The sequence below is a fragment of the Aestuariivivens sediminis genome (assembly GCF_022662105.1).
Taxonomy (GTDB): domain Bacteria; phylum Bacteroidota; class Bacteroidia; order Flavobacteriales; family Flavobacteriaceae; genus Aestuariivivens; species Aestuariivivens sediminis.
Window position 1 is genome coordinate 91,351 of the sequence record NZ_JAKMCP010000004.1, and the last position, 26,048, is coordinate 117,398.

The window sequence follows — 26,048 nt, forward strand, 5'->3', positions numbered from 1 at the left end:
GTTTGAGAAGGCGTAAATATTTCTTTACTTTGTATTAAGCTTCACAAAGTTATGTTTGATGATATTTTAACGGCTGTTCCATTTGGTATTATACTGGCTTTCACTATAGGTCCAGTTTTTTTTGTGCTTTTGGAAACCGGAGCGACCAAAGGCTTTAGAAGCGCTTTAATTTTTGATTTAGGGGTCATCCTTGCCGATATTATATTTATTATCATTGCCTTTTACAGTACCAATAACCTGAGAGGAAAAATTAGTAATGACCCCAATTTTTTAATCTTTGGAGGCGTTTTGCTGATCGTATATGGTGTAATATCCTTTATAAGAACGTCACAGTCATTCAGGGCCATCGTTAAGGAATACCATAAAGTGGAAATACAGAAGGACTATGGTAAATTATTTATAAAGGGGTTTTTACTTAATTTTATCAATATAGGGGTATTATTGGGATGGCTTGGCTTTATTGTTTTAGGAGATTCTTTGACCAGTTCTGAAAATGGAGGATTCATTTTTATTGTGTCTATGTTAGCCTCCTATTTTATAACCGATGTGTTTAAAATATTAATAGCCAAAAAACTCAGAGCCAGGCTAACGCCCAGGCTTATTTTCAAGGCAAAGAAAATAATTGCTATGGTTATTTTGGGTTTTGGCATATTGTTATTGGTTCAGGGCCTTTTTCCAAAGAGCTATGAAAAGAATATAGAGAAACTGGAAAAAATAAACCCGATTAGAGATAAATTACCCCAATAAAAAAGTGACTGGTTTCAAAAAGGCTTCGACTGCGCTCAGCCTGACAATTGATACCCAGTCACTTTTTTGAGGCGTCAAGCGGATTCGAACCGCTGTAGAAGGTTTTGCAGACCTCTGCCTAGCCACTCGGCCATGACGCCAAATCCTCTGTATTTGTAGAGGCCCCTGATAGAGAGAGCAAAAATATAAAAAATAAAGACTTTAGACTATAAACAATCTAATTTTTGCGCGTTTCACTCATTTTAACGGTTACGCGCTGTACATCGCCTCCAATTGGAGGATTCAACTTACTCACACTTACCCAGGCTTTGGTCACCAAAGGGGCTTCGTTGAATATACGATTTAAAATACGCCGACAAACGGTTTCCAGCAAATGGGAAGGTTTATCCATCTCTTCCTTGATAATACGATTTAAAAACACATAATTTACCGTGTCATTCAAGTTATCACTTTTTGCAGAGGGCTGTAAATCGGCTTTAACCCTTAAATCCACGCGGTAATCACTTCCAATTTTAGATTCTTCCTTTAAGCAACCGTGATAAGCAAATACACGAATATTTTCAACTTTTATAATTCCCATGGAATCTTATTTAAGTCGGTAAAATTACCTAATTTTGTTCAAACATTTTTACTTAAGTACAAGAGTTTCCGGTTGCTAATTTTGGAAGTTTACATTTTATGTCTGAAGAAAGAAAATCACTTAATTTTATTGAGCAAATTATAGAAGACGATTTGGCTAATGGGTTGCCAAAGGAAAAGTTACGTTTTCGGTTTCCTCCGGAACCCAATGGCTATCTCCATATAGGTCACACCAAGGCCATAGGGATTAGTTTTGGATTTGGAGAAAAATACGAGGCACCTGTTAATCTGCGTTTTGATGACACCAATCCGGCTAAAGAAGAACAGGAGTATGTGGATGCCATCAAAGAAGACATTTCCTGGTTGGGTTATAAGTGGGATCAGGAGCTCTACTCCTCCGACTATTTTCAAACCCTTTATGACTGGGCCGTCCTATTGATAAAGGAAGGGAAGGCCTATGTCGATTCCCAATCCAGTGAAGCCATGGCCGAGCAAAAGGGGACACCCACACAACCGGGGGTGGAGGGACCTTACAGGGATCGTAGTGTAGCCGAAAACCTAGAGCTCTTTGAACGCATGAAAAAGGGGGAATTTGAAGAAGGAGAACATATTTTAAGGGCCAAAATAGATATGCAGCATCCCAATATGCTGATGCGGGATCCCATCATGTATCGCGTCATCAAAAAGGACCATCACAGAACAGGGAGTGATTGGTGCATTTACCCCATGTACGATTGGACCCATGGGGAGAGCGACTATATTGAACAAATATCACATTCCTTGTGCTCTTTGGAATTTAAACCACACAGAGAGTTGTACGATTGGTTTTTGGACCAGATTGTCGATCCCCGGAAGTTACGGCCAAAGCAACGCGAATTTGCACGTTTAAATCTAAGCTATACCATTATGAGCAAACGCAAGCTGTTGAAGTTGGTGGAGGATGGTGTTGTAAGTGGCTGGGACGATCCCAGAATGCCTACCATTTCAGGGCTTAGAAGAAGGGGGTACACCCCGAACGCCATTAAGAAGTTTGTGGAGACCGTTGGTGTTGCCAAAAGGGATAATGTCATAGACGTATCGCTTTTAGAGTTTTGTGTTCGTGAAGATTTGAACAAGGTAGCCCCCAGGGTTATGGCCGTATTAAATCCGGTGAAACTGGTGATTACCAATTATCCGGAAGGCAAGGTGGAATGGTTGGATGCGGAGAACAATCCGGAGGATGAAGATGCCGGGTACAGAAAAGTACCCTTTTCACGAGAATTGTATATCGAACAGGAAGATTTTAAAGAAGTGGCGGGCAACAAATTTTTCAGACTCAGGTTGGGAGGAGAGGTTCGTCTTAAGAACGCTTATATTATCAAGGCCGAAAAGGTGGTTAAGGATAATAACCAAAATAGTGTCGAAATTCACTGTACCTATTCGGAGGATACGTCGCGAAAAGTTAAGGGAACCTTGCACTGGGTATCGATAGCACACGCCATTAAAGCGGAGGTTAGGGAATATGACAGGTTGTTTATGGATGAGGCTCCCGATAGTTATCCGGACCGGGATTTTATGGAATTCTTAAATCCGGATTCGTTAAGAGTCATTGAGGCTTTTGTCGAACCTAGCTTGAAAGAGGCTAAAACAGGAGACCGATTTCAGTTTCAACGCCTCGGATACTTTAATGTGGATCAGGAGGCGACCCGGGAGCATCTGGTCTTTAATAAAACGGTTGGTCTCAGGGACACCTGGGCAAAGCAGTCCAATAAAACCCCTCAAAATCAACATTCGAATACGCAGAAGGCCCAGGCCCCGAAACGAAAGGCCATTGATGTGATTCAGCAATTAGGCAAGAAATACACCAATTTACCACAGGCCAAACGGGAAAAGGTTAAAGCAGAGATTCAGGAGTTGGCCAAGGCGGTGAGTTACCAGGAGCTTGAACCGTTATTTAACACGGCTGTTAAAAAAGTGGGGACTCGTATAGCCGTGGCAATTACCTTAGGAGTCCTCCTGGAGAATGGATTGTCGAACAATAATAACATAAAAGCCTTCATAGATAAAGCCCTGTTGGATCAAAACGACCTATTAGTTGCTGAGGTTAAGGCTATTATATCGTCTTGATGGCCTTTGTCATATTGTTAAAAAAAGTTCACTTCGCGGTATTTTGATTATATTTAGCAACTAACTAAACATGAATCATTATGGACATTAATTTTTTAGCACTGCTGGTAGCAGCGATTTCTGCACTGGTAATTGGATTTATTTGGTATAACCCAAAAGTATTTGGTAATGCATGGATGCAAGCGGCAGGCATGACAGAGGAGAATATGAAAGGCGCCAACATGGCTAAAATTTTTATTCTTGCTTTAATTTTTGCTTTTTTACTGGCCATGTCATTACTGCCAATAACGATTCACCAAATGGGAGCTATGAGCATGATTGGAGGTTTGGATAAGGTAGATGGCGCTCTACCGTCCTATGCTGCTTTTATGGCAGACTATGGTGATGCCTTCCGAACTTTTGGACATGGAGCACTTCATGGTGTTTTTGGGGGTATTTTTATTGCGCTTCCAATTTTGGGCACCAATGCCCTTTTTGAACGCAAAGGGGCTAAATATATATTCATCAACAGTGGGTATTGGATAGTTACTATGGGTGTTATGGGAGCTATAATTTGTGGATGGCAATAAAAATATTGTAATTTATTCTTATAAATAAAGACTGAAGTGTATTTAATTTCAGTCTTTTTTCTTGACTATTGAAAACAGTTCGCATTTATAAATCTTATGATGAACTCCCTGAGCATTGGAACCATCTCGGAGGCCATGATCTGTTTTTACAAACCCCTTATTTAAAAGCGTTAGAACAGGCCACACCTAAAAACATGCAATGCTTTTATATGGGAGTTTTTAAGAATGAGGATCTTGTTGGAATCGCTATAATACAGCATGTACGACTATACCTGAAGGAGATGTTTAGAAAAACCCCGGCATCACGTTTAAGGGCTGTCCTACGAGATATGGTGTCCCGGGGGTTAAAGGGACAGGTTCTGGTCGTTGGTAACTTAACGCATACGGGGCAACACGCACTTTGCTTTGATGCCAATGAAATCACTCAAGCCGACTATTTTGAACTCATTTTTAAAGGGCTTCAGGATTTGACCCGGGACATCAAAAAGACTGAAAACAAAACCATCAGGGCCATTATTGTTAAGGATTTTTTTAAAGAGGATCCTATTATTGAGGATCCGGGTATTTTTAGGAGACATCAGCTAAACCAGGTTAAGGTACAGCCCAATATGATGTTATTTGTAGATGATCACTGGTTGACGATGGAGGATTACATTGCAGATTTAAATAAAAAATACAGGGACCGATACAAACGTGCGAGAAGGAAATTTAACGGAATCATAGTGAAAGAGCTCGATATAGAAACCATTCAAAAGAATTCCAAAGTATTACATCAATTGTATTTAAATGTGTCCAACAATGCACGATTTAATACCTTTGTCTTACCTGAAAACCATTTTTACAGCCTAAAGCTTCAATTGAAATCTAACTTTAGGGTCTATGGTTACTTTTTGGACCAGACCCTTGTTGGGTTTTACACCCTAATTTTAAACGGAAAACACCTGGAAACTTATTTTTTGGGCTATGATGCCGAACACCAATACCCCAATCAGTTGTATTTAAACATGCTGTATGACATGCTCGAGTTTGGTATTGAGAATCGGTTTTCCACCATAGTTTATGCCCGAACAGCCATGGCCATTAAGAGTTCGGTAGGTGCTAAACCTGTACCAATGGTCATGTATTTAAAGCATACAAATCCCATTCTAAACGCCATGTTGTACCCTGTCTTTAAACTTATGAATCCAACCCAGAATTGGAAGGAGCGACACCCTTTCATTGAAACCAATTAGTCCTATCTTTGTAGCTTAGAGAACTTAAATTTTCAAAAGAGATTAGCTTAAAATCACTCATATTAATAATTATTAACAGTCTTGTTTTTTTCGTTGCAATACTGCTATCCATTACTTTTTATAATCAGTTTTCAGATGTTTTAAAGAATCGAATCCTTCAACAGCTTAACTCTATAAAGACTTTAAAGGAAAACCAGTTAGAAAAGTTGATTCAGGCGGAGTGGCAGGAATTCATCAATAATCCCATTCCAAAATTTCCGGAGGACAGTTTGAATTTCCAATTACCAGAACAGATAAGTGAACCTGGAATTTATGACTTTACTTCCCTAATAAAGAATAAGGAATTAGGCATTGCGTTGGTTAAAATTGAGGATAGTCTTCCCGTTATGAAAATGGTTAAATACGACAGGATTATGGATGTTCTTTTAGAACGAACCGGAATGGGTAAAACAGGGGAGTCGTATTTAGTAGGAGAAGATTTTAAAATGCGAACGCAATCGCGGTTCCTTCAAGAATCATCTCCAACGGATATCATGGTAAATACCGAAGGTGTGCGAAATGCGATACGATCGAAATCCGGTAAAGGCATTTACCGGGATTATAGAAATGTAGAGGTCTATGGTGTTTATAGCTTAATTGAATTTTCAAATTTGAAATTGATTATTCTTTCAGAAATAGACAAGGATGAAGTAGAGGCACCATTGAAAAGTTTAAAATGGCGGCTATTAATTTTAATGTTGGTCATTATGATTCTAGCCATTTTTATTTCCTTGTTTTTAACCAAAATAATTGCAGACCCTATTATAAAGATGAAAAAAAGTCTTAAGGTGATGGCAGAAGGTAATTATGACGGAACAGAGGTGTTTTCCAAAAACTCAAATGAAATAAAAGAAATGTATGATGCTTTAAATCATTTGAAAAAGTCATTGCAAGGGGCAGTAGATTTTTCGAATAAGATAGGTGAAATGAATTTAAATACACACTACATTCCAAAAGGTGAAAATGACTCATTGGGGAAAAGTTTGATTAAGATGCGCGATAAACTTTTAGAGTATAGAAATAATGAAAATACCCGTAGTCTGAGAACCAAACGGCAACTATTAGAAGGACTGGAAAATGAAAGACGTCGTCTTGCCCGTGAATTACACGATGGGATTGGCCCACTTTTAACATCTTTAAAGTTTTATATTGAGAATAAAGTGGGGAATGGGGAATTACAGCAGGAATTGAAAAAATTGACTGATGAGACCATTTCAGAGGTGCGCTTAATGTCGAATGCCTTACTGCCTTCTACTATTGACGATTTTGGAGTAGGTGTGGCACTAAGTAATTTTTTCAATCAGATGAGAAAATCTACGGATATTTCAATAGAATTTGAAGATTTATTAAAACCAAAGCATAGCAATATTACTAAGGATCAAGAAATTAATCTTTTCAGAATATGCCAGGAACTTACAAACAATACCTTAAAACATGCTATGGCAAAACACATTCGAGTCACCCTATCTGAATTTGATGATTTTATTTCACTCTTTTATTTTGATGATGGTATTGGTTTTAATGTAAACAACGTAAATTTGGGTTCAGGTATCGTTAATATTAAAGAGCGCGTGGAAATGTGTAATGGGACCTTTGAGATTAATTCCAGGCGAAGTAGTACAACTTTTACTATAGAATTACCGATAGAGGATGGAAAAAATTAGATTGATTATTGCGGATGATCATGAGTTGTTTAGAAACGGCCTTAAAGAACTTCTAAAAAATCATAACGATGTTGAAGTTGTTAACTGCGCTAGTGATGGTGTAGAATTGTTAGAGTTTATTAAGACAGATAATAATATTGACATCATATTATTGGATATAACCATGCCAAACATGGATGGGTTTGAAGTTTTAAAGCGTTTAAAGCACTTAAACAATGCAATTAAACCAATTGTGATATCGATGCACGATGCGGGCAATTATATCGCTAAATGTGCTAAAAAGGGGGCCTACGGGTATCTTTTAAAAAACACAGATCAGGAAGAGTTGTTAAAGGCCGTACGGATGGTTAGTAAGGGTAAGAAGTATTTCAATCAAAAAATTTCCGAAAAGATGATCAATTTTATGTCGGAACATACGGTTAGTAACGATATGCTCTCGAAAAAGGAACTCGAAGTGTTAGAACTAATATCAAAAGGGTTAACCACCAAGGAAATTGCAGCAAAATTATATGTAAGTTCCAGAACTATAGAAACCCATCGTGCAAACATACTTAAAAAACTCAATGTCAAGAATACCGCAGAACTTATTAAAAAGGCGGTTAAAATAAATCTTATATGATTAATGTGTATCCGTATTATTACGGATACAAAATAGGTAATTTCTCATAGGGTTAAGCACTGTGGTCTGTGCTTAATTTTACATCAAAATTTAATGTATTGGACCTATGAGAAATCTAGTTTTATTTTTGACGCTAAGTTTGGTGTCCTATGGCGTAATGGCACAGAAAAGAAGTGAGTTAAAGGGTCCGGCCTATAAAAATTATAAGCCTTGGTTAAATAAGAGTGAACCTTTAGCAGTTTATTCATTTTCCAAAAAAGAAAACCTGACGGGGCCCGCATTTAAAAACCAGAAACCTTGGAATAAAAACAAGACGGTAAAATACACATCAATAGTTTTTGGATCCGAACGCTCTAAGCTTACGGGACCAGCCTACAAAAATTATAAGCCATGGAACAAAATAAGGAGATGATAGCGTGTTCATCTCCTGTGGACGTGTTATTGACAGGTAGGCCTGCTGTCCCACTTTTTAAATTATATTTTTGACTGTGGGCTTCGATAATTTAGGTTTAAGCCGAATTATTTTCCTTTCTTTTTAGCGTCTTTCATGGCCTCTCCTATCTGGTTGCTTGCCGTAAAACTGGCCACCATATCATTCAGCATATTACTTCCGGCCTGAGGGGCATTGGGAAGCAGGATTAAATTACTATTGGTTTCTTCGCCTAAGGACTGAAGGGTGTCGTAATGTTGCGTGACTACAATAAGGGCCGAGGCCTCCTGACTATTAATACCCACCCGATTCAGGACTTCAACGGATTCTTCCAGTCCGCGGGCAATTTCACGACGCTGGTCGGCAATACCTTGCCCCTGTAGCCGTTTGCTTTCGGCTTCGGCTTTGGCCTTTTCAACAATTAATATACGTTGGGCATCACCTTCGTATTGTGCGGCTATTTTTTCACGTTCTGCAGCATTAATACGGTTCATGGCCGATTTTACCTGAGCATCCGGGTCTATATCGGTTACTAAAGTTTTGATAATGTCATACCCGTAATCCAGCATGGCATCGTTTAACTCCGACTTCACGGCAATGGCGATATCATCTTTTTTTACAAACACATCATCCAACTTCATCTTAGGGACTTCTGCCCGTACGACGTCAAAGACATAGCTTGTAATTTGGTCGTGGGGATAATCTAATTTATAAAAAGCGTCATAGACCTTGTCACGGATTACCTTATATTGTACAGATACTTTGAGGCGGACAAATACATCGTCCAGGGTTTTGGTTTCCACCAGGACATCCAGTTGTTGGATTTTAAGGCTCAGTTTGCCTGCGATCCGGTCTACAAGGGGAATTTTTAATTGTAATCCGGATTGGCGGATACTATGAAAACGGCCAAAACGTTCAATGATGGCCGCTGTCTGTTGTTTTACTATGAAGAATGCAGAAATGGAAATAACGAGGATCAGGAAAATAACCAGCGGATAGAAAAGATAGTTCATGATAGGTGTTTAATTAGGTTTAAAAAATTAAGATACAAAATTTATACTATATTTGAGGGTCATACCAAACCAATCAACCAACAAATGCAATACAAACCTCGCACCCTATTAGTAGCACTTTTACTGGTTTTTGTTACAAAAAGTTTTGCTCAGCATAAAACGTATAAAATTACCAACGGTATTGGAATCTTTGGGGCAATTACCCAACTCGATATCGAAACCGATAATTTTATCACAAAGAAGGACAACGGATTTTTATTCGGGGCATCCGCTACGGTAGATATTCCCCATAGATGGTACAATATGAGCTATGGCATGCAACTTTCCGAAAATTACATCGGTATAGAGGGAAGAGCAACCCAGGGGGGACAGGAACAAGAGCTAATACAATACAAATTATTTGCAGCACAATTGGCATTATTGGGGCATATTAAATTGATTGGTAGCCATTTGACTATTGATGCCGGGCCTATGATACAGTATAATGGGAAACTTGAACTAAAAAATGAGAATCAAGAGGGGTATTATATCAATAATTATGACAACCTGAAAGTAGAAGATATCAGTGCCGTGTCCCAATTTAACTTTAACGGGGTAATTGGGGCTTCGGTAGGATATGGGTTTTTTAGACTAAAGGCTCAGTATATTTATGGATTTACGAACCTCTTGAAAAAACTGGAAGACCAAAATCTGGATACTAGCGGAGGGGATGCTCGCTTTAAGGGCAATCAGTCCATGTTGGTTTTTGGTGCGATGGTTTCTTTTTAAGGGCATGGGCCTGAGGGGTTTTAGCAGCCATTGAAACTACCGATTAACAGCTAATCCGCTACTACCCTGCCCCGTGGGTATGAATTCAGAATGACAGGGTTATGGCAAATGGCGCATCAATGTTTTAATACGACTAACGGTTTCTGTTTTGCCAATCATGTACATGATATCAAAAACATCGGGTCCTTGAAGGGCGCCGACCAGGGCTAATCGTAAGGGCATCATTACTTTACCAAACCCCACATTCTTGCTTGCGATCCAGCTTTTTATGGTGATTTGAAGGTTCTTTGATGTAAACGCATCCATAGTGCTTACCAGAGTTGCCAATTCAGCCATAAGTTCCGGAGTGTCCTCCTTAATTGCTTTATTTAGATCTTTGTTGTCGTATTGTTTCGGGGCTTTAAAGAAATAAAAACTCAGATCCCAAAAATCACTAATGAATGTAGCGCGCTCCTTAATTAAGCCAATCACCAGGGCGATATAGTTAACGTCAATATCCTCCAGGGCATTGTGTTCCGATTTGAATGCTTCAGCCAGACTCACATTATCTTGCAACTGCATGTATTGATGATTAAACCACTTGATTTTGTCGGCGTCAAAACGGGCGCCCCCTTTGTGAACCCGTGCAATGTCAAAATTGGTGATTAGGGCTTCCAAACTAAACAGCTCTTGTTCTGTACCGGGATTCCAACCCAAAAAGGCCAAAAAGTTAACTACGGCCTGGGGGAAATACCCTTCTTCCTTATACCCTCTGGAAATCTCATGGGTTTTGGGATCCTCCCATTCCAGAGGAAATACGGGAAACCCGAGTTTATCACCATCACGCTTACTTAATTTGCCTTTACCCGTTGGCTTTAATATTAAGGGAAGGTGCGCAAATTGAGGGATGTCCCATCCAAAGGCCTTGTACAGGAGATAATGCAAAGCTAAAGAGGGCAGCCATTCCTCGCCACGGATAACATGAGAAATTTGCATGAGGTGGTCGTCAATAATATTGGCGAGGTGATAGGTAGGCATACCATCACTTTTAAACAGGATTTTATCATCTAAGGTATTGGAGTCTACCTTGATATCACCGCGAATCAGGTCTTTCAAATGGAGGGTTTGCCCTTGTGGGGATTTAAAGCGAATCACATAGGGTTCTCCGGCATGTATCTTGGCCTGGGTTTCTTTGGCGCTTAAGGATAAGGAATTAGTAAGCTTTAACCGGTTGTGCCAGTTATACACAAAGGTTTTGCCTTTTGCCTCGTGGTCTTTTCTATGGAAATCCAGTATTTCTGCAGTGTCAAAGGCGTAATAGGCATGACCGGATGCAATTAACACGTCGGCATATTGTTTGTACAACGCTTTGCGCTCACTCTGTCTGTAGGGGCCAAATCGTTCGTTTTTACCCGGGCCCTCGTCAAAGGGGATGTGGCACCAGTTCAAGGATTCAATAATGTAGTTTTCAGCGCCTTTTACAAAACGATTTTGGTCCGTATCTTCAATTCTAAGCACAAATGTCCCACCGTGTTTTTTCGCGAATAAATAATTGAATAAAGCAGTACGAACACCACCTATATGTAATGGTCCCGTTGGACTTGGCGCAAAGCGCACACGTACGGTTTTGGTCATTTTTGGTTATTTTGAGCAAAGATACAATTAACACATAATTATAAGCCCCGTACTAAATAAAATTGTAGTTTAGTATCACTGTTTTTATAGGATGAGCGATTTTAACGACATAGTCATTAAGTTAGAGCAATTCATTAGGAAGTATTACCTCAATGCCTTGCTAAAGGGGATCATTTTGTTTTTTGCCATTGGGTTGTTGTATATGTTAGTGGTGCTCTTTGTGGAATACATGTTATGGTTAAACCCCACGGCCAGAACGGTTTTGTTTTGGGTCTTTGTTAGCGTTGAGCTGTTGTTATTGGCGAAATTTGTGGTTTTGCCGCTGGCCAAACTCTTTAAGCTTCAAAAGGGGATAGACCATGAAGCGGCCTCTAAGATGATTGGAAGATACTTCCCCGAAGTCAATGATAAATTGCTCAATGTCTTACAGCTTAATCAATCCAGGCACCAGTCGGAATTGGTATTGGCCAGTATTGAACAAAAATCATTGGAATTGAAGCCCATACCGTTTAAAGTGGCCATTAACCTGCGTAAAAATACCAAATATTTGAAATATGCAGCCATTCCTGTGGCGATCCTTTTGGGGAGTTTCGTTTTTGGAAATTTTAACTGGTTTAGTGACAGTTACACCCGTGTCGTGCATTTCAAAACACCATTCGAACCGCCAGCTCCTTTTACGTTTTTTGTGGTGAACGAAGCGTTGAATACGTTTGAGAATCAGGACTTTAAACTTATTGTAAAGACGGTAGGTGAGGTGGTTCCCGAAAATGCCCGAATCCAATTTAACGGGGAGTCCTATTTTTTACAGAAGACCAATGCAACGACCTTTGAGTTTGTATTTTCCAAACCCCAAAGCCCTGTAGAATTTCAATTGGAAGCGAACGGCATTCAATCCAAACCCTATGAGTTAACGGTTCTTAAGGTGCCCGCCTTAGTAAATTTTGAAATGGCCTTGGATTATCCTGTGCATACAAAGAAATCCAATGAAGTGATCAAAAGCACGGGAAATGCATCCGTGCCAGAGGGAACTAAAATCACCTGGAAGGTCATAACCAAATCTACAGACAGCGTACACCTATATGCCAAAGATACGCTCGGGTTTTCATCAGGTCAATCCAACGTGTTTGAGGCCTCGAAGCAGGTGTTTAACCATGTCGATTATCAAATTAGTACCAGTAATGAGAACGTTAGTAATTATGAGAATTTGGCCTTTAGAATCACCGTTATTAAGGATGAATTTCCCGAATTGAACCTTCAGGTGCAAACGGATAGTATAGACCAGCAAACCCTATATTTTTATGGCCAGGCCAGTGATGATTACGGGCTGTCAAAGCTGGAATTAGTGTATTATCCTTTGGATGATACAAGCCATAAAAAAACGGAATCAATTGCCATTTCTGCGTCCAACGTGTCCCAGTTTGTAAGCGTGTTCCCGGATGGTCTGGAGGTTGAAGAGGGCCGACCTTATGAATTGTATTTTCAGGTTTTTGACAATGATGCTATTAATCATTTCAAAAGGGCAAAGAGCAGCACATTTACCTACAGAAAACGAACCGATGAAGAGGAAACAAAAAGACGTTTGGAGCAACAGAGTCAAACCATTCAGGACATCAACAATTCCTTAAACCATTACAAAAAACAGGAACAACAACTGGAGGAATTAACCAGGACCCAGAAAGAAAAATCCTTGCTGAATTTTAATGACAAGAAGAAATTGGAATCATTTTTAAAGCGACAGGAGCAGCAGGATGAAATGATGAAGCATTTTAACAAGAAGTTAAAGGATAACTTAGAGGATTTTCAAAAGGAACACCGGGATAAGGATGTGTTTAATGAGGATTTGAAAAAGCGATTGGAAGAAAATGAAGCCCAGTTAAAACAGGATGAGAAATTGTTGGAGGAATTGAGACAACTCCAGGATAAGATTAATCAGGAAGATTTAGTAGAAAAACTGGAAGAGCTGGCCAAGCAGAATAAAAATAAAAAGCGCAGCCTGGAGCAGTTATTGGAGTTAACGAAACGGTATTATGTTGAAAAAAAGTTTAATAAGCTTAATGAGGATTTAATGAAATTAGGGGAGGAGCAGGAAAAATTATCAAACAGCGCCGAGCAAGACCAATTAAAAGAACGCCAGGAAGAACTCAACAAGCAGTTTGATGCGTATAAAAAGGATTTGGATCAATTGGAAAAAGACAACAAGGGCCTGAAGAAACCATTGGACATCCCACGCGATAAATTGGATGAAAACGAAGTGGATAAGGAGCAGGATAAGGCTACAGAACAATTGCAGGAAATGGCTCCGAATCCTATGGGCGAGGAGGATCAGGGAGATCAAAAAGAGAAAGATGAGAATTTAAAAAATGCTCAGAAAAGTCAAAAGAAAGCCGGTCAAAAAATGAAGCAGATGAGTCAGCGCATGCAAAGTAGCATGCAATCGGGTGGCGGGGAACAGATGCAGGAAGACATCCAAATGCTTAGGCAAATATTAGATAATTTACTGCTCTTTTCCTTTGATGAAGAGGACTTGATGCATCAATTCAAGACCATTGAGGTCAATCATAATAAATATGCGAACTACCTGCGTGAGCAAAATTACCTCAAAGAACATTTCGAACATATTGATGACAGTCTTTTTGCCTTGTCATTACGACAGCCAAAAATTTCAGAACAGGTGAATAAGGAGATCACCGAGGTGTATTTTAATATGGATAAAGCTTTGAGTCTTTTAGCCGAAAATCAACTTTATCAAGGGGTGTCGAAGCAACAATTTGCGGTTACTGCTGCTAATAATTTGGCCGATTTTTTAAGTTCCATTCTGGACAATATGCAGGAATCGCTGAGCATGAAGCCCGGTAACGGTAAAGGCGAGATGCAGTTACCCGATATTATTATGGGTCAGGAAGAACTTAAGAAAATGATGCAGGAGGGCATGAAGGACAGTGAGGAGGGCCAACCAAAAAACGAAGGAGAACGTCCCAATGGATTAGAGGAAAATGAAGGCGATGGTAAAAATAAAGGGGAACAAAAGGACGGTCAAAAGGAAGGTGGTGAAGGTCAGAATTTTTCCGATGAGTTTATCAGTGAAAAGTTGTTTGAGATCTATCAGCAACAGCAGGAATTGCGTAAGGCATTGAAAGAACGTCTGGAAAAGGAAGGCCAGCGCGGTGTTGGAGATCGCATTTTAAAGGACATGGAAGAGGTAGAACTCGATTTGCTGAATAAAGGGTTTACACAGCGAACGCTTCAAAAGATGATGGACTTGCAGCATCAACTTTTAAAGTTGGAACAGGCCACTTTACAACAGGGCCAGGAGGATAGACGGGAATCCGAGTCGAATACCAAAACCTTTACGAACACGAGTACCAATGCGATTCAGTCGGCCAAACAATATTTTAATACAACGGAAATATTGAATCGACAAGCCTTACCTTTGCATCTCGAATATAAAAAGAAAGTAAAAGCCTATTTTAATTCAGTGAATGATTGATTATAATTATGAAACCGATTTTAAGTTGGATAATGAATTGGAGATTTCAAATTGGATCTCTAAGGTCATTGGCTTAGAGGGATGTTCTGAAGGCGATATCAGTTATATATTTTGTGACGACGCATATTTGCATAAATTGAATGTCGAATTTCTAAATCACGATACGTTGACGGATATTATAAGTTTCGATTATTCTATAGGAAAAATAATACAAGGCGATATTTATATTTCCGTAGAACGGGTAGCAGAAAATGCCGGGACTTTTGGGGTGGCTTTTCATAATGAATTACTTCGCGTTATGATTCATGGTATTTTGCATTACTGTGGGTATACCGATAAACACGAGACAGATAAGGCAAACATGAGAGCTAAGGAGACCCATTACCTTAATCTTTGGGGGTAACAATTCAGGAATTCGACGTATATTTGCAAACTTTAAGGTACGGTGTTCCACGTGGAACAATGTAATGCTTATTTGATTAATTATGTTTAATGAAGTTTATGATGTTATAGTTGTTGGAGCCGGTCATGCGGGAAGCGAAGCGGCGGCAGCGGCGGCAAACATGGGGAGTAAGACCCTGCTGGTTACTATGAATTTGCAGAACATTGCGCAAATGTCTTGTAATCCGGCTATGGGTGGTATAGCCAAGGGTCAGATTGTACGGGAAATTGATGCTTTGGGAGGCTATAGTGGACTGGTGTCCGACACCTCGGCCATTCAGTTTAAAATGTTGAATAAGTCCAAGGGACCGGCGATGTGGAGTCCCCGGGTGCAGAGTGACCGAATGCGTTTTGCTGAAGATTGGAGACTCCTTTTAGAACGCACGCCAAATCTTGATTTTTATCAGGACATGGTAAGCGGTCTTCTTATTGAAGGAGAGCGTGTCGTGGGTGTAAAAACGGCTTTGGGGGTCGATATAAGATCCAAATCGGTAGTGTTAACCAATGGCACTTTTCTCAATGGACTCATCCATATTGGAGATAAAAATTTTGGTGGAGGCAGGGCCGGTGAAAAGGCCGCTACCGGAATTACAGAACAATTGGTCGATTTAGGCTTCGATGCCGGACGGATGAAAACCGGAACACCTCCCCGGGTGGATGGACGCTCTTTGGATTATTCCAAAATGGTGGAGCAGCCCGGTGATGCGCAACCTGAAAAATTTTCCTTTTTAGATATCACCAAACCTTTGGAAAAACAACGGTCCTGTTACATGACCTATACGAGTGCGCTGGTTCATGATCTGTTACGGGAAGGCTTCGATCGGTCTCCTATGTTTAATGGACGCATTAAAAGTTTAGGGCCACGCTATTGTCCATCCATAGAGGATAAAATTAATCGTTTTGCCGATAGGGAAAGACATCAGTTGTTTGTCGAACCGGAAGGATGGAATACTGTTGAGGTTTATGTGAATGGATTTTCCACCTCCCTTCCCGAGGAGGTTCAGTTTCGGGCATTACGTTCTGTTGAAGGCTTTGAGAACGTTAAGTTTTTTAGACCCGGTTATGCCATAGAATATGATTATTTTCCTCCCACTCAACTTTGGCATACTTTGGAAACCAAATTAGTTAAAGGCTTGTTTTTTGCCGGACAGATAAACGGGACCACGGGTTATGAAGAGGCGGCTTCACAAGGATTAATGGCCGGAATAAATGCCAGTTTAAAGGTCCAGGGGAAAGCACCCTTTACCCTACAACGCGATGAGGCCTATATAGGCGTTTTGATTGATGATTTAATTACGAAAGGCACGGAAGAACCCTACAGGATGTTTACCTCAAGAGCGGAATACAGAACCTTATTGCGTCAGGATAATGCCGATTTGAGACTAACCCCTAAAGGCTATGCATTGGGATTGGCCTCTGAAAAGCGATTAAGACGTATGGAGGAAAAGCAGGCATCCTCGAAGCATTTTGTGTCCTTTTTTAAAAACACCAGTGTGCGTCCTGAGGACATCAACCCCATTTTAGAATCCCATAATTCAGCCCCGGTGAGTCAGGCCGGAAAGCTGTTTAAGATTTTTGCCAGACCCAACCTGGACATGAAGGCTATGCAACAGCTGGAGAGCGTTGCGGCCTACATCCAGGATCATCAGTTGGATCGGGAGGTTATTGAACAAACCGAAATTCAAGTGAAATATTCCGGGTATATCGCGAAGGAAAAAAACAATGCCGACAAGCTCAACCGATTGGAATATGTAAAAATTCCGGAGGATTTCGACTATGCTAAAATCAAATCCATGAGTTTCGAAGCGCGTGAAAAGCTTAAAAAAGTACGGCCAAAGACCGTTTCACAGGCCTCCAGGATTAGTGGGGTGTCCCCCAATGACATTTCAGTTTTATTGGTTTATATGGGAAGATAGACCCCATATGTTCCACGTGGAACATTATAGGGGATATTACAATTTTAATTAAAGCGTGGTTGATTTGTGATAACAGAAAGGGAAATTCAATTTTATTTAGAAGTTAAGGATCATTCCGTTTCGGGAGAGGTATTCAAGTTAATGGAAAACCGGGAATACGGATTTTTAGAAACGGTACCGCAACCCCCTCAGGAAAGGTGGTCTGAATATTACCAAAGCGAGGATTATATTTCGCATACGGGAAACCGACGAAATTGGTTTGAACACGGCTATCACCTTGTAAAATCTGTAACGCTAAGATCCAAGTTAAAATGCGTTAGACGTTGGTCGGGGGATGGCAATCATCTGTTGGATGTAGGATGCGGCACGGGAGATTTTCTGGAGCGGGCCATGATAAAGGGCTGGAGCATTACCGGAATTGAACCCCATGATCACGCAAGAGCCTTGGCGAATCAAAAAACAAATGATGCGGTACATCCTCCGGAGTGGTTGGCCACGCGTCATGAAAGGCGTTTTGATGTCATAACCTTGTGGCATGTTCTGGAGCACTTACCCAATTTAGAGAAACAGCTTAGGCTGTTTAAAAAACTTTTAAAACCTCAGGGCACTTTAATGATAGCCGTACCTAATTATAAAAGTTATGATGCCTCATATTATAAAAACTTTTGGGCAGCCTATGATGTGCCCAGACATCTATGGCATTTTAATAAAGCCTCCATTTCTAAATTGGTAGAACGGCACGATATGAAAGTGGTTGCCATGAAACCCATGTGGTTCGATGCGTTTTATGTGAGCTTGCTGTCAGAGAAATATAAGTTTGGTCAAATGAATGTTGTACGGGCCATTTGGATTGGATGCCTTTCCAATTTGAACTATTTTAAAACAAAAGAAGCGTCGTCCTTCATTTATGTCATTAAAAACAAATAAAATCGTTTTAAATCACTTCAGAAGGCATTTTAGCACTTCCGTACAAATAAGTATTTAAGGATATTAAATACGCTCTTAAATCGCTTTATTTAAGTCAAAATATGATAATCAAAAATTATTCAAATTTAATATGTCTATAAATTATTCTTATAGCTATAAATTCATGCCTTTCCGCCTCATATCAAGTGCTACTTTATTACTTTTGTTCGAATTTTAAAATTTTTAGGTAATGAAAACTATAATGTATGTGTTCATCGTAGCACTTGGAACCCTGGCTTGCCAGCAGGAGAAAAAAATCGGATATGTCGATAATGGAACGGTCATCAATCAATATCAGGAAAAAAGAGATGTAGAAGACAAATTCCAGGCCAGGGAGGAAGCCTTTACAAAACGAGCGGACAGTATTAGTAAAGCGTTTCAGTTGGAAGTGCAACAAACGCAAATCGATGCGCGAAAGGCGTCACAAAAAAAGGCCCAGGAACTGATACAGGGTTTACAGCAAAAACAACAAATGCTGCAGCAACAAATGCAATTTGAGCAACAACAATTGTCACAAGCCTTTCAAACGGAAATAGACTCCTTAATTATAAAGGTAAAGACCTTTGTACGGAATTATGGCAAGGACAATGGCTACACTTACATTTTAGGGACTAGCGATGCGGCCGCTTCTGTGCTTTATGGGACCGATGAAAATAATTTAACTCAAATTATTTTGGATGCTTTAAACGCAGCGTATCAAAAGCAGTAACAACGGTTACCCAGGGCCTTAATCTTCAATTGATCCTATTTGGTGCAACCCAGAGGGTCACCAGGCGATTCGGGAATTCACCTGTCATTTTTCTCAGGGGGTGTATGGCATCTGAAAACCACTTTAAGTGAGTGGTCCCCAAAAGGGGACAAGAGGCCCTCGCGATTAACTTAAGAGATAAAAAAAAGCCTCCGTCGTTAGGTTTACGGAGGCTCACAAATAAAGTTTGAACCCTCATTCTCTTTTATTTGTATTGTGAAATGTTATTCGCTGTCGTTTAAGCTGTTGGCGACATGTTCCAATAGTGTATTCAATTCCAATAAATTTCCTCTGGCCCTGGCCGATTGGTAGACAATTTTTCGGTCATTGTATTTAATGATACTCAACGGATTGTCCCTTCCTTTGGCATCGCCAATCTCCTTGGACGATAGGTTTAGTGCCAGGGCTTTTATTTTATCGAGTAGGTTTAAGGACAGGGTCGTTCTATGAATCCCCGTTTTTTTAACATTCTCAATGCCTTTATAGATAACGGTTCCATCTTCAAAAAGCCATACATCAAATACGGGATGGTCATTCATAGACTTTCCTTTGGTCAGGCTGAGGAAAGCGTCATCCTTATCGTCATATCGGTTTTGCTTATTCACAAAATAAGAGGTCAATAAAGTCATAGCAACTTTAGTTCTGTTCAACATTCAATTTAGTAAGTCGTTAATTTTTTGGTCAAAGCCATAAAAGGGGCATGCTTTTACAAAATAAACGAACTTATCCGTCAAGAGATCAGCAAGATCTGAATACCATCCATGTTATGACATCAAAGCCATAGCATGATATGGGTTACCATGACATTCGTAGGTAAGAAAACAGTAAAAATGGGGCTTGGGGCTAAAAAAACAAGACGGTTAATTGGGGCGCTAACAATCTTGTTTATAAGTAAAACAGTTTAAAAGCAGATTACCCTACTTTTATATTTAATTTTTTTATTTTTGGTGAATAAGCCTTGTTATTACTATACGTATGACTAGTACATCCAAATCTGTTTGTGATCCAAAAAACTATGAACAGCTTTTTAACACCCATTCTACCACCGTATTCAACTTTATATATTATAAATGTGGTGATCGGCAACAGGCCGAGGACATTGTTCAGGATGCTTTTATAAAGCTTTGGCGTAATTGTTCGAAAGTCGATTTTGAAAAAGCAAAATCATATGTATTTACGGTTGCCAGGAATCTTTTTTTTAATGAGGCAGCCCATAAAAAGATTGTCCTGAAGTACCAATCCAATCCGAATAAGAGCATCAACAACCAAACTCCGGAGTTCCTTTTGGAGGAACAGCAATTTATGGAGAAACTCAATGAGGCCATTGCCGGATTACCGGAGAAACAACGTGAGGTGTTTTTGTTGAGTCGGATTGACAAGAAGAAATATTCTGAAATTTCAGAGATTGTAGGGATATCGATTAAAGCTGTAGAAAAACGCATGAGTTTGGCCTTAATCGCCCTGAGAGATAAATTAGGTAACATTTAAAGTAGGGTAAAACGAAAACCAACTGTTTTATACGTATAAGAACTTTTGCATAGTATGGAAAATTTTATGAAAGATAAAACGTTTTTAGCACGATGGATTGCAGGTGAACTCAGTCCTGAAGAGCTGGAACGATTTAAAACGTCTCAAGATTATCCGGTTCTTAAAAAGATTAATGATGCGTCCCAAAATTTAAAAGCACCTACTTTTAACCATCAAGCACTATTAATACAATTAAAAGAACACAATTCATCTCAGTCCCGGACCAAAGTTAGAAAACTCATACCGTATTGGGCCTATACAGCAGCCGCTGTTCTCGTTATTGCCCTTGGTCTGCTCTATGTCACCACCATGAGCTCCCATTACGAAACGGGATATAGCGAACAATTGGCCGTGTTGCTTCCGGACCATTCCAAAGTGGAGCTTAATGCCAATTCTCAAGTTGCATTTAAAAAGGCAGGATGGGTCGCTAACCGAACGATAGAGTTATCCGGTGAGGCCTTTTTTGATGTGGAGAAAGGGCAGTCTTTTAAAGTGTTAACCGATTTAGGGATGGTTGAGGTTTTGGGTACCGAATTCAATGTCATTTCCAGAGATACCTACTTTGAAGTGCAATGTATGGAGGGTAAGGTACGCGTTACCAGCAATGTGCTGAACAAGGATTTGATTTTATTGCCGGGAGATGCCGTGAGGGTTATTAATAATGGTCTTGAAGAATGGAAATTTGATGTTAATGCGACTAACTGGACCGCGGGAGAAACCACCTTTTATAATGCCCCTATTGCACAGGTATTGGGGGCTTTAGAGAATCAGTTTGGAATAAAATTTGACACATCCGCCATCGATTTGAATACCCGTTTTACCGGTGCATTTACCCATAAAAACCTAAGTTTAGCCTTAAAGACGGTTTCCGGGCCAATGGGACTGTCGTATTCTGTAGACAAGGAAAATGGTGTTATTCATCTTAATTCCTACCACAATAATCCATAATGTGGTTATTTTATTCTAAATTTGGATGTCCCTGGATTAATTTAGAATAGCAAATGAAGTATAACTTAGCGGTTTTCCTTTTTTTCTTTACGGTCTGCCTGTCCGCTCAAGAAACCATAACCGTTGATTATCAAAACACGCCGCTCAGTGAAGTGTTTTCCGATTTGGAAAACACATTCAACATTAAATTATCCTTCAATGCCGAACTCGTTAATAACAGGACCCTTACCCTTAATGCAGTAGACGCCTCTTTAGAAGAGCTCCTGCTCACCATTTCAGACCAGTTGTTCCTGAAGTTCAATAAGGCATCTAACCGGTATTATACAGTTACCATTACGAAACGGCAACTCACGGATACCCAGGAGCTTGATGAAATATTGATTGAGGAATATATTACCTCAGGTATTCGTAACGACGGGGAGGATTCTTCCATAATCATCTCCCCGCAATCCTTAGGGATCCTGCCCGGTTTAACAGAACCCGATGTGTTACAAAGCCTGCAGTTAATCCCCGGTGTTCAAAGCCCAAACGAAACCGCGTCGGACTTATTCATTCGGGGAGGCACACCGGACCAGAATTTAATTCTTTGGGACGGTATAAAGATGTATCATACGGGGCATTTTTTTGGAACCATTTCTGCTTTTAATCCCTACATTACCAATCAAATTAAATTGTATAAGAGCGGAACCAAAGCCAAATATGGCGACCGCATTGCGGGGGTTATTGATATGGAGTCCGACAATTCAATTCCTGAGAAACTGGAAGGCGGATTTGGTTTTAATATGACCCATGCCGATGCCTTTGTAAAGGCACCTTTGGGGAAGAACGCCTCACTGGTATGTTCTGCCAGACGCTCCATTACGGATGCCATTCAAACAGAAACCTTTAGTAACTTATCGAAAAGGGTGTTTCAGGAAACCAAAATTGCCAACGGGAACAGGGTCTTCGAAGATGATGAAGTCACCACCACCAACGACCTTTTTTATTTTACGGACCTGACCGCAAAGGCCATGGTCGATATTGGCCCTAAGGACAACCTGGAGTTAAGTAGTTTGTACGCCAGGAATAAATTGGATTATGGCTTTTTAATTGAAGCCTTTGAAGAAGCCTCACAGGACCAGTTGAATATTGTAAATCAAGGCTTGAGTTTAGACTGGAGTCATGTTTATAATGACGCGTTTTCACACGATTTTAAGCTTTATTATTCTAATTTCGATTTGGAATATGTGGGAAGTAACAGGATTTCCGGCGAACTGGATGACCAGTTAGATAAGACCAATACGATTGATGATTTCGGCTTTTCATGGGATATAACCGGGGAGGTTAGTCCAAGGTCAACCTGGGGTCTGGGCTATCAGTTCTCGTCCAACCATGTGGAGTATGCCCTTAGTTTTTCGGATACCGAAAGTCCGGAAGAGAATTTTAATGAATCCCAGGTCGATACGAATAATGCCCATGCCCTTTATCTGGACTATCAGTATAAGCTGAAACAGAAATGGTTTGTCAACACGGGTCTGAGAACCAATTATTTTTCGGTTTTGGATAAGATTTTTGTCGAGCCCAGAGTGCAACTCAGTGCGCATTTAAATCCGTTTTTAAAGTTTAAAATATCAGGAGAGCGCTTACATCAAACGGTGAGTCAGGTGGTTGAATTCAACACCCAGGAATTTGGATTAGAAAATCAGGTGTGGGTGCTGTCCGACGGGGAAGACATCCCGATCCTAAAAAGCACGCAGCTAACCACAGGCATGATTTTTAGCAAGAATGGATGGAATTTGGATGTTGAGCTGTATTATAAAAAAATAGACGGATTGACCTCCATCACACTGGGATTTGATAGAAGACAGGATTTTTTCTCTATAGGCGAGAGTGATGTTTTTGGCCTGGATGTCTTAATCAAGAAAAAGATTCAAAACTACCGGACCTGGCTCAGTTATTCCTTAATTAACAACGATTTCTTATTTAAGACCATTAACAACGGAGAAAAATTCCCCGGTAATACAGACATCACCCATAACCTTGTTTGGTCCCACACCTATGAATGGAATCACTTTAACTTGTCATTAGGATGGAATATAAGGACCGGAATACCATTTACAAGAGCCACAGGTACAGAAAACACCCCTAACGGCACGGTCATTGTATTTGAAGATACCAATAGGGCACGTCTACCGGATTATCACAGGTTGGATCTTTCCGCCACCTATACCTTTAAGTTGTCCAAAAAGGATAACTGGAAGGGGAAATTAGGGGTTTCATTATTAAACATATATAACAGGGAAAATGTGTTAAGCCGGACCTATGAAATCAGACAAAACACCCAAAACAGTGAGGCAGAACTTCGGGAAATAAACAAAACCTCCCTGGGGTTAACCCCTAACCTCGTGTTTCGCGTGCAATTTTAAAAAGGCTACTTCGCTTTTTTATGCAGTAATCGTGTAAGTTTTATCGATAAATCGGTTAAAATAATTTTAGAATTGCCATTGCGTTCAATATGGTAGATGGCCTCCTGTAATTCATTACTGATTTCTATAATATTAGTATTGTGAATGAAAGGGGCAAAATTCTCCAGTTTAAAATTTTTGGATTTAGGTTCTAAATAGACCAGTTCTTTTGCATTATAGTTCAACAGTAAGGCCTGTCTTATAAAGTTCAGGCAAAAATGTAAAAATTGCTTTTGGGTTTCACGCCCCGTTTTGGCAATATCCTCACTCCAGGTAATGAGGTCATGAATGGCCGATTTATTGCCTTTAGCCTTAAAAGCACTTCTAATCCAGAAAATAAACCATTCTTCAAATTGAAGGTCTTCAGAATCATGATATACCAAATCACAGGCCTTATTATAATTACCATTAGACTGATGCGCTATTTTAGTGGCTTCACCAATATCCAAATCATACTGTGCGACCAGTGCATCAATAATAACATGCTCCGCCAATGGCGAAAAATGTAAAATTTGACAGCGAGATCGAATGGTACTCATAATCTGTTCTTCGTCTTCGGCAATAAGTATAAAAATAGTTTGGTTTGGCGGTTCTTCTATAAGCTTCAAAAGCTTATTGGCGCATGCGGCATTCATTTTCTCTGCCATCCAAATAATCATGACCTTATACCCCCCTTCATAGGATTTTAGGGCCAGGGATTTAACAATGTCATGGGCTTCATCAACACCGATCTGACCCTGTTTGTTGTCCACCCCCATCAATTTATACCAGTCAAACAGATTGCCATACGGCTGTTCCCGTAATAATTGCCGCCATTCTTCCAAATAATGAGAAGAAACGGGATGACTTTTGGCTTTATCGCTCGTCACCACAGGAAAAGCAAAATGCAAATCCGGGTGTGAAAACGTCCTGAATTTAAGATTACAGGCCTCATGGCCTGTATTATTTTCACCGTTTACATTATGGCATAATAAATATTGCGCGTAGGCAATAGCCATGGGAAGGGTACCACAACCCTCATGGCCAACAAACAATTGGGCATGCGGAATTCTATGATTGTCAACGCTTTGCGTTAAATGCTTTTTGATATGGTCCTGTCCTAATACCTCCTTGAATAACATGCCACAAATATAGTAGAAATGGCAAATGAAAGTGCAATAAGGCTAAATAAAAGGCGAATCATCGAGTTTTATAGGGGTGACAAACTTTTTGTTTTAGCTTTGGATTGCTCGTTAATCTATTCGTTTTAATACCCTAAAGTTAAAACCATGAATAAAACTACTTCTATTGCATTAGTTTTTTTGCTTATCGGTGTCATGTATTTGCATGCCCAGGTAGCAAAACAGGGCTTTGAAAATAAGCCGGAGGATAATTGGACTTACACCTCCAACATTCCCTTTTACACCAATAATAACGGTACCGATGTCTGGATGAATCAACCCGGAGCCAATGGCCGTATTCCCGGACCTTTTGCGGGAAAGAGCTATTTGGCCGGCAGGGATTTGGACAATCCTTACTCCGAACAAATAACAGGCTTAGCCTCCCCGGAGCATATTCTCACCTTTACACCTTTTGCCGTAAACGGATTATCTGCCGAAATTGCGTTTAGAGTGCACTATGTCGGACTTAATAAGTTAGATTACATCTATTATGAACTGCGGTTCGACAATGGTACGGATTGGAATTATTCGGACTACAGAAAGGATATTTTTAAAACCGATCAATCGGGTAATTTTAATTCAGCCGGTTGGGAAGATGTGTCCTATATGGTTCCATCCGGGCATAATTATATTCGAATGCGATTGGTCATCTATCAGAATGGAAATGAATATCTGGGATTTGATGATTTTGAGCTTAAAACGGCAACCCTGTCCAATAAATACCGGGTTATTGATGGCTTTTCTTTTGGGCCCAATCCTACAAGCCATGCCGTTAATTTTAAGGCCAATGCCACTTTAGATGAGGTTTCGATATATAATGTTCTCGGCAAAGAAATCTTGAAACAGGAAAGTGGCCTGAATGTCATGACGGTCGATTTAACCGGCCTGCCAAGCGGCATTTATTTGGCACAAATCAAGTCTGGAGATATCGTACAGACTGTAAAACTGATTAAAAAATAGAACCGTATTTTTACGACTCCCTTTAGGAAAAGCCCGAAAAATCAGGATACATTTTTCGGGCTTTTTTATGT

General features: G+C 40.0%; 22 protein-coding genes and 1 tRNA gene. 17 read left to right on the forward strand and 6 right to left on the reverse strand.

Annotation, left to right across the window (positions count from 1 at the left end; genetic code table 11):
* Positions 1–51 precede the first annotated feature (51 nt).
* Positions 52–747: a LysE family translocator gene (locus MR054_RS11930; protein ID WP_242083628.1), complete on the forward strand. Its 696-nt coding sequence runs from the start codon at positions 52–54 to the stop codon at positions 745–747.
* 69 nt (positions 748–816) lie between these two features.
* On the opposite strand, the gene MR054_RS11935 is transcribed toward MR054_RS11930, so the two are convergent.
* Both MR054_RS11935 and folB read right to left on the reverse strand, forming a co-directional pair.
* A tRNA-Cys gene (locus MR054_RS11935) sits at positions 817–887 on the reverse strand.
* A 77-nt stretch (positions 888–964) separates the two neighbouring features.
* Entirely contained in the window at positions 965–1,327 is a 363-nt protein-coding gene (folB, locus tag MR054_RS11940) for a dihydroneopterin aldolase (protein WP_242083629.1), read from the reverse strand.
* Positions 1,328–1,425: 98 nt separating this feature from the next.
* Here folB and MR054_RS11945 point away from each other — a divergent pair, with 98 nt between their 5' ends.
* The 6 genes from MR054_RS11945 (at position 1,426) to MR054_RS11970 (ending at position 7,967) form a co-directional block, all read left to right on the forward strand.
* Entirely contained in the window at positions 1,426–3,432 is a 2,007-nt protein-coding gene (locus MR054_RS11945; protein ID WP_242083630.1) for a glutamine--tRNA ligase/YqeY domain fusion protein, read from the forward strand.
* 80 nt (positions 3,433–3,512) lie between these two features.
* Positions 3,513–4,001 (forward strand): DUF1761 domain-containing protein, encoded by a 489-nt coding sequence (locus MR054_RS11950; protein ID WP_242158053.1) that lies wholly within the window; start codon positions 3,513–3,515, stop codon positions 3,999–4,001.
* A gap of 68 nt (positions 4,002–4,069) precedes the next feature.
* Complete coding sequence (locus MR054_RS11955) at positions 4,070–5,233, forward strand: GNAT family N-acetyltransferase (protein WP_242158055.1); 1,164 nt, start codon at positions 4,070–4,072, stop codon at positions 5,231–5,233.
* Between the two features lie 206 nt (positions 5,234–5,439).
* Positions 5,440–6,936 (forward strand): sensor histidine kinase, encoded by a 1,497-nt coding sequence (locus MR054_RS11960; protein WP_242158057.1) that lies wholly within the window; start codon positions 5,440–5,442, stop codon positions 6,934–6,936.
* Positions 6,923–7,555 (forward strand): response regulator, encoded by a 633-nt coding sequence (locus tag MR054_RS11965; protein ID WP_242158058.1) that lies wholly within the window; start codon positions 6,923–6,925, stop codon positions 7,553–7,555. Before MR054_RS11960 ends, MR054_RS11965 begins: the two co-directional genes overlap by 14 nt.
* Before the next feature lie 106 nt (positions 7,556–7,661).
* Complete coding sequence (locus MR054_RS11970; protein ID WP_242158059.1) at positions 7,662–7,967, forward strand: hypothetical protein; 306 nt, start codon at positions 7,662–7,664, stop codon at positions 7,965–7,967.
* A 107-nt stretch (positions 7,968–8,074) separates the two neighbouring features.
* On the opposite strand, the gene MR054_RS11975 is transcribed toward MR054_RS11970, so the two are convergent.
* Positions 8,075–8,998, reverse strand: coding sequence for an SPFH domain-containing protein (locus MR054_RS11975; RefSeq protein ID WP_242083636.1), 924 nt, complete (start codon positions 8,996–8,998; stop codon positions 8,075–8,077).
* A gap of 84 nt (positions 8,999–9,082) precedes the next feature.
* Between MR054_RS11975 and MR054_RS11980 the strand changes: the two genes are divergently transcribed.
* Entirely contained in the window at positions 9,083–9,766 is a 684-nt protein-coding gene (locus MR054_RS11980) for a hypothetical protein (RefSeq protein ID WP_242158060.1), read from the forward strand.
* 99 nt (positions 9,767–9,865) lie between these two features.
* Here the strand turns inward: MR054_RS11980 and gltX are convergent, their stop codons facing one another.
* Entirely contained in the window at positions 9,866–11,380 is a 1,515-nt protein-coding gene (gene gltX, locus MR054_RS11985; RefSeq protein ID WP_242158061.1) for a glutamate--tRNA ligase, read from the reverse strand.
* 91 nt (positions 11,381–11,471) lie between these two features.
* On the opposite strand from gltX, the gene MR054_RS11990 reads away from it, so the two are divergent.
* From MR054_RS11990 to MR054_RS12010, 5 genes are all read left to right on the forward strand, one after another.
* Positions 11,472–14,867, forward strand: a complete 3,396-nt coding sequence (locus MR054_RS11990; protein ID WP_242158062.1) for a DUF4175 family protein — start codon at positions 11,472–11,474, stop codon at positions 14,865–14,867.
* Positions 14,860–15,270 carry an rRNA maturation RNase YbeY gene (gene ybeY, locus MR054_RS11995; RefSeq protein ID WP_242158063.1) on the forward strand — a complete coding sequence of 137 codons (411 nt, stop codon included), beginning with the start codon at positions 14,860–14,862 and terminating at the stop codon, positions 15,268–15,270. The genes MR054_RS11990 and ybeY overlap by 8 nt, the downstream gene beginning before the upstream one ends.
* An 82-nt stretch (positions 15,271–15,352) precedes the next feature.
* A complete protein-coding gene (mnmG, locus tag MR054_RS12000; protein ID WP_242158064.1) occupies positions 15,353–17,224 on the forward strand; it encodes a tRNA uridine-5-carboxymethylaminomethyl(34) synthesis enzyme MnmG in 1,872 nt (623 codons plus the stop codon).
* 66 nt (positions 17,225–17,290) lie between these two features.
* Positions 17,291–18,151 carry a class I SAM-dependent methyltransferase gene (locus tag MR054_RS12005; RefSeq protein WP_338081522.1) on the forward strand — a complete coding sequence of 287 codons (861 nt, stop codon included), beginning with the start codon at positions 17,291–17,293 and terminating at the stop codon, positions 18,149–18,151.
* A 229-nt stretch (positions 18,152–18,380) separates the two neighbouring features.
* Positions 18,381–18,899, forward strand: a complete 519-nt coding sequence (locus MR054_RS12010; protein ID WP_242158065.1) for an OmpH/Skp family outer membrane protein — start codon at positions 18,381–18,383, stop codon at positions 18,897–18,899.
* A gap of 263 nt (positions 18,900–19,162) precedes the next feature.
* On the opposite strand, the gene MR054_RS12015 is transcribed toward MR054_RS12010, so the two are convergent.
* The gene (locus tag MR054_RS12015) at positions 19,163–19,591 is read right to left on the reverse strand and encodes a DUF6438 domain-containing protein (RefSeq protein WP_242158067.1); all 429 of its coding nucleotides are present in this window, start codon (positions 19,589–19,591) and stop codon (positions 19,163–19,165) included.
* Positions 19,592–19,913: 322 nt separating this feature from the next.
* Between MR054_RS12015 and MR054_RS12020 the strand changes: the two genes are divergently transcribed.
* From MR054_RS12020 to MR054_RS12030, 3 genes are all read left to right on the forward strand, one after another.
* Positions 19,914–20,426 carry an RNA polymerase sigma factor gene (locus MR054_RS12020; protein ID WP_242158069.1) on the forward strand — a complete coding sequence of 171 codons (513 nt, stop codon included), beginning with the start codon at positions 19,914–19,916 and terminating at the stop codon, positions 20,424–20,426.
* 66 nt (positions 20,427–20,492) lie between these two features.
* Entirely contained in the window at positions 20,493–21,413 is a 921-nt protein-coding gene (locus tag MR054_RS12025) for a FecR family protein (RefSeq protein WP_242158071.1), read from the forward strand.
* A 53-nt stretch (positions 21,414–21,466) separates the two neighbouring features.
* Positions 21,467–23,818, forward strand: a complete 2,352-nt coding sequence (locus MR054_RS12030) for a TonB-dependent receptor plug domain-containing protein (protein ID WP_242158073.1) — start codon at positions 21,467–21,469, stop codon at positions 23,816–23,818.
* Between the two features lie 5 nt (positions 23,819–23,823).
* Here MR054_RS12030 and MR054_RS12035 read toward each other — a convergent pair whose 3' ends face one another.
* Positions 23,824–24,978: a DNA polymerase III subunit gene (locus tag MR054_RS12035; RefSeq protein WP_242083658.1), complete on the reverse strand. Its 1,155-nt coding sequence runs from the start codon at positions 24,976–24,978 to the stop codon at positions 23,824–23,826.
* A gap of 147 nt (positions 24,979–25,125) precedes the next feature.
* On the opposite strand from MR054_RS12035, the gene MR054_RS12040 reads away from it, so the two are divergent.
* Entirely contained in the window at positions 25,126–25,977 is an 852-nt protein-coding gene (locus tag MR054_RS12040) for a T9SS type A sorting domain-containing protein (RefSeq protein WP_242158074.1), read from the forward strand.
* Positions 25,978–26,048: the final 71 nt, after the last annotated feature.

Bases quoted from the DNA above. Each gene is read 5' to 3' on its own strand.
- MR054_RS11930 (WP_242083628.1), top strand. From the start codon at position 52: ATGTTTGATGATATTTTAACGGCTGTTCCATTTGGTATTATACTGGCT.
- folB (WP_242083629.1), bottom strand. From the start codon at position 1,327: ATGGGAATTATAAAAGTTGAAAATATTCGTGTATTTGCTTATCACGGT.
- MR054_RS11945 (WP_242083630.1), top strand. From the start codon at position 1,426: ATGTCTGAAGAAAGAAAATCACTTAATTTTATTGAGCAAATTATAGAA.
- MR054_RS11950 (WP_242158053.1), top strand. From the start codon at position 3,513: ATGGACATTAATTTTTTAGCACTGCTGGTAGCAGCGATTTCTGCACTG.
- MR054_RS11965 (WP_242158058.1), top strand. From the start codon at position 6,923: ATGGAAAAAATTAGATTGATTATTGCGGATGATCATGAGTTGTTTAGA.
- MR054_RS11970 (WP_242158059.1), top strand. From the start codon at position 7,662: ATGAGAAATCTAGTTTTATTTTTGACGCTAAGTTTGGTGTCCTATGGC.
- MR054_RS11975 (WP_242083636.1), bottom strand. From the start codon at position 8,998: ATGAACTATCTTTTCTATCCGCTGGTTATTTTCCTGATCCTCGTTATT.
- MR054_RS11980 (WP_242158060.1), top strand. From the start codon at position 9,083: ATGCAATACAAACCTCGCACCCTATTAGTAGCACTTTTACTGGTTTTT.
- gltX (WP_242158061.1), bottom strand. From the start codon at position 11,380: ATGACCAAAACCGTACGTGTGCGCTTTGCGCCAAGTCCAACGGGACCA.
- MR054_RS11990 (WP_242158062.1), top strand. From the start codon at position 11,472: ATGAGCGATTTTAACGACATAGTCATTAAGTTAGAGCAATTCATTAGG.
- ybeY (WP_242158063.1), top strand. From the start codon at position 14,860: ATGATTGATTATAATTATGAAACCGATTTTAAGTTGGATAATGAATTG.
- mnmG (WP_242158064.1), top strand. From the start codon at position 15,353: ATGTTTAATGAAGTTTATGATGTTATAGTTGTTGGAGCCGGTCATGCG.
- MR054_RS12010 (WP_242158065.1), top strand. From the start codon at position 18,381: ATGAAAACTATAATGTATGTGTTCATCGTAGCACTTGGAACCCTGGCT.
- MR054_RS12015 (WP_242158067.1), bottom strand. From the start codon at position 19,591: ATGTTGAACAGAACTAAAGTTGCTATGACTTTATTGACCTCTTATTTT.
- MR054_RS12020 (WP_242158069.1), top strand. From the start codon at position 19,914: ATGACTAGTACATCCAAATCTGTTTGTGATCCAAAAAACTATGAACAG.
- MR054_RS12025 (WP_242158071.1), top strand. From the start codon at position 20,493: ATGAAAGATAAAACGTTTTTAGCACGATGGATTGCAGGTGAACTCAGT.
- MR054_RS12030 (WP_242158073.1), top strand. From the start codon at position 21,467: ATGAAGTATAACTTAGCGGTTTTCCTTTTTTTCTTTACGGTCTGCCTG.
- MR054_RS12035 (WP_242083658.1), bottom strand. From the start codon at position 24,978: ATGTTATTCAAGGAGGTATTAGGACAGGACCATATCAAAAAGCATTTA.
- MR054_RS12040 (WP_242158074.1), top strand. From the start codon at position 25,126: ATGAATAAAACTACTTCTATTGCATTAGTTTTTTTGCTTATCGGTGTC.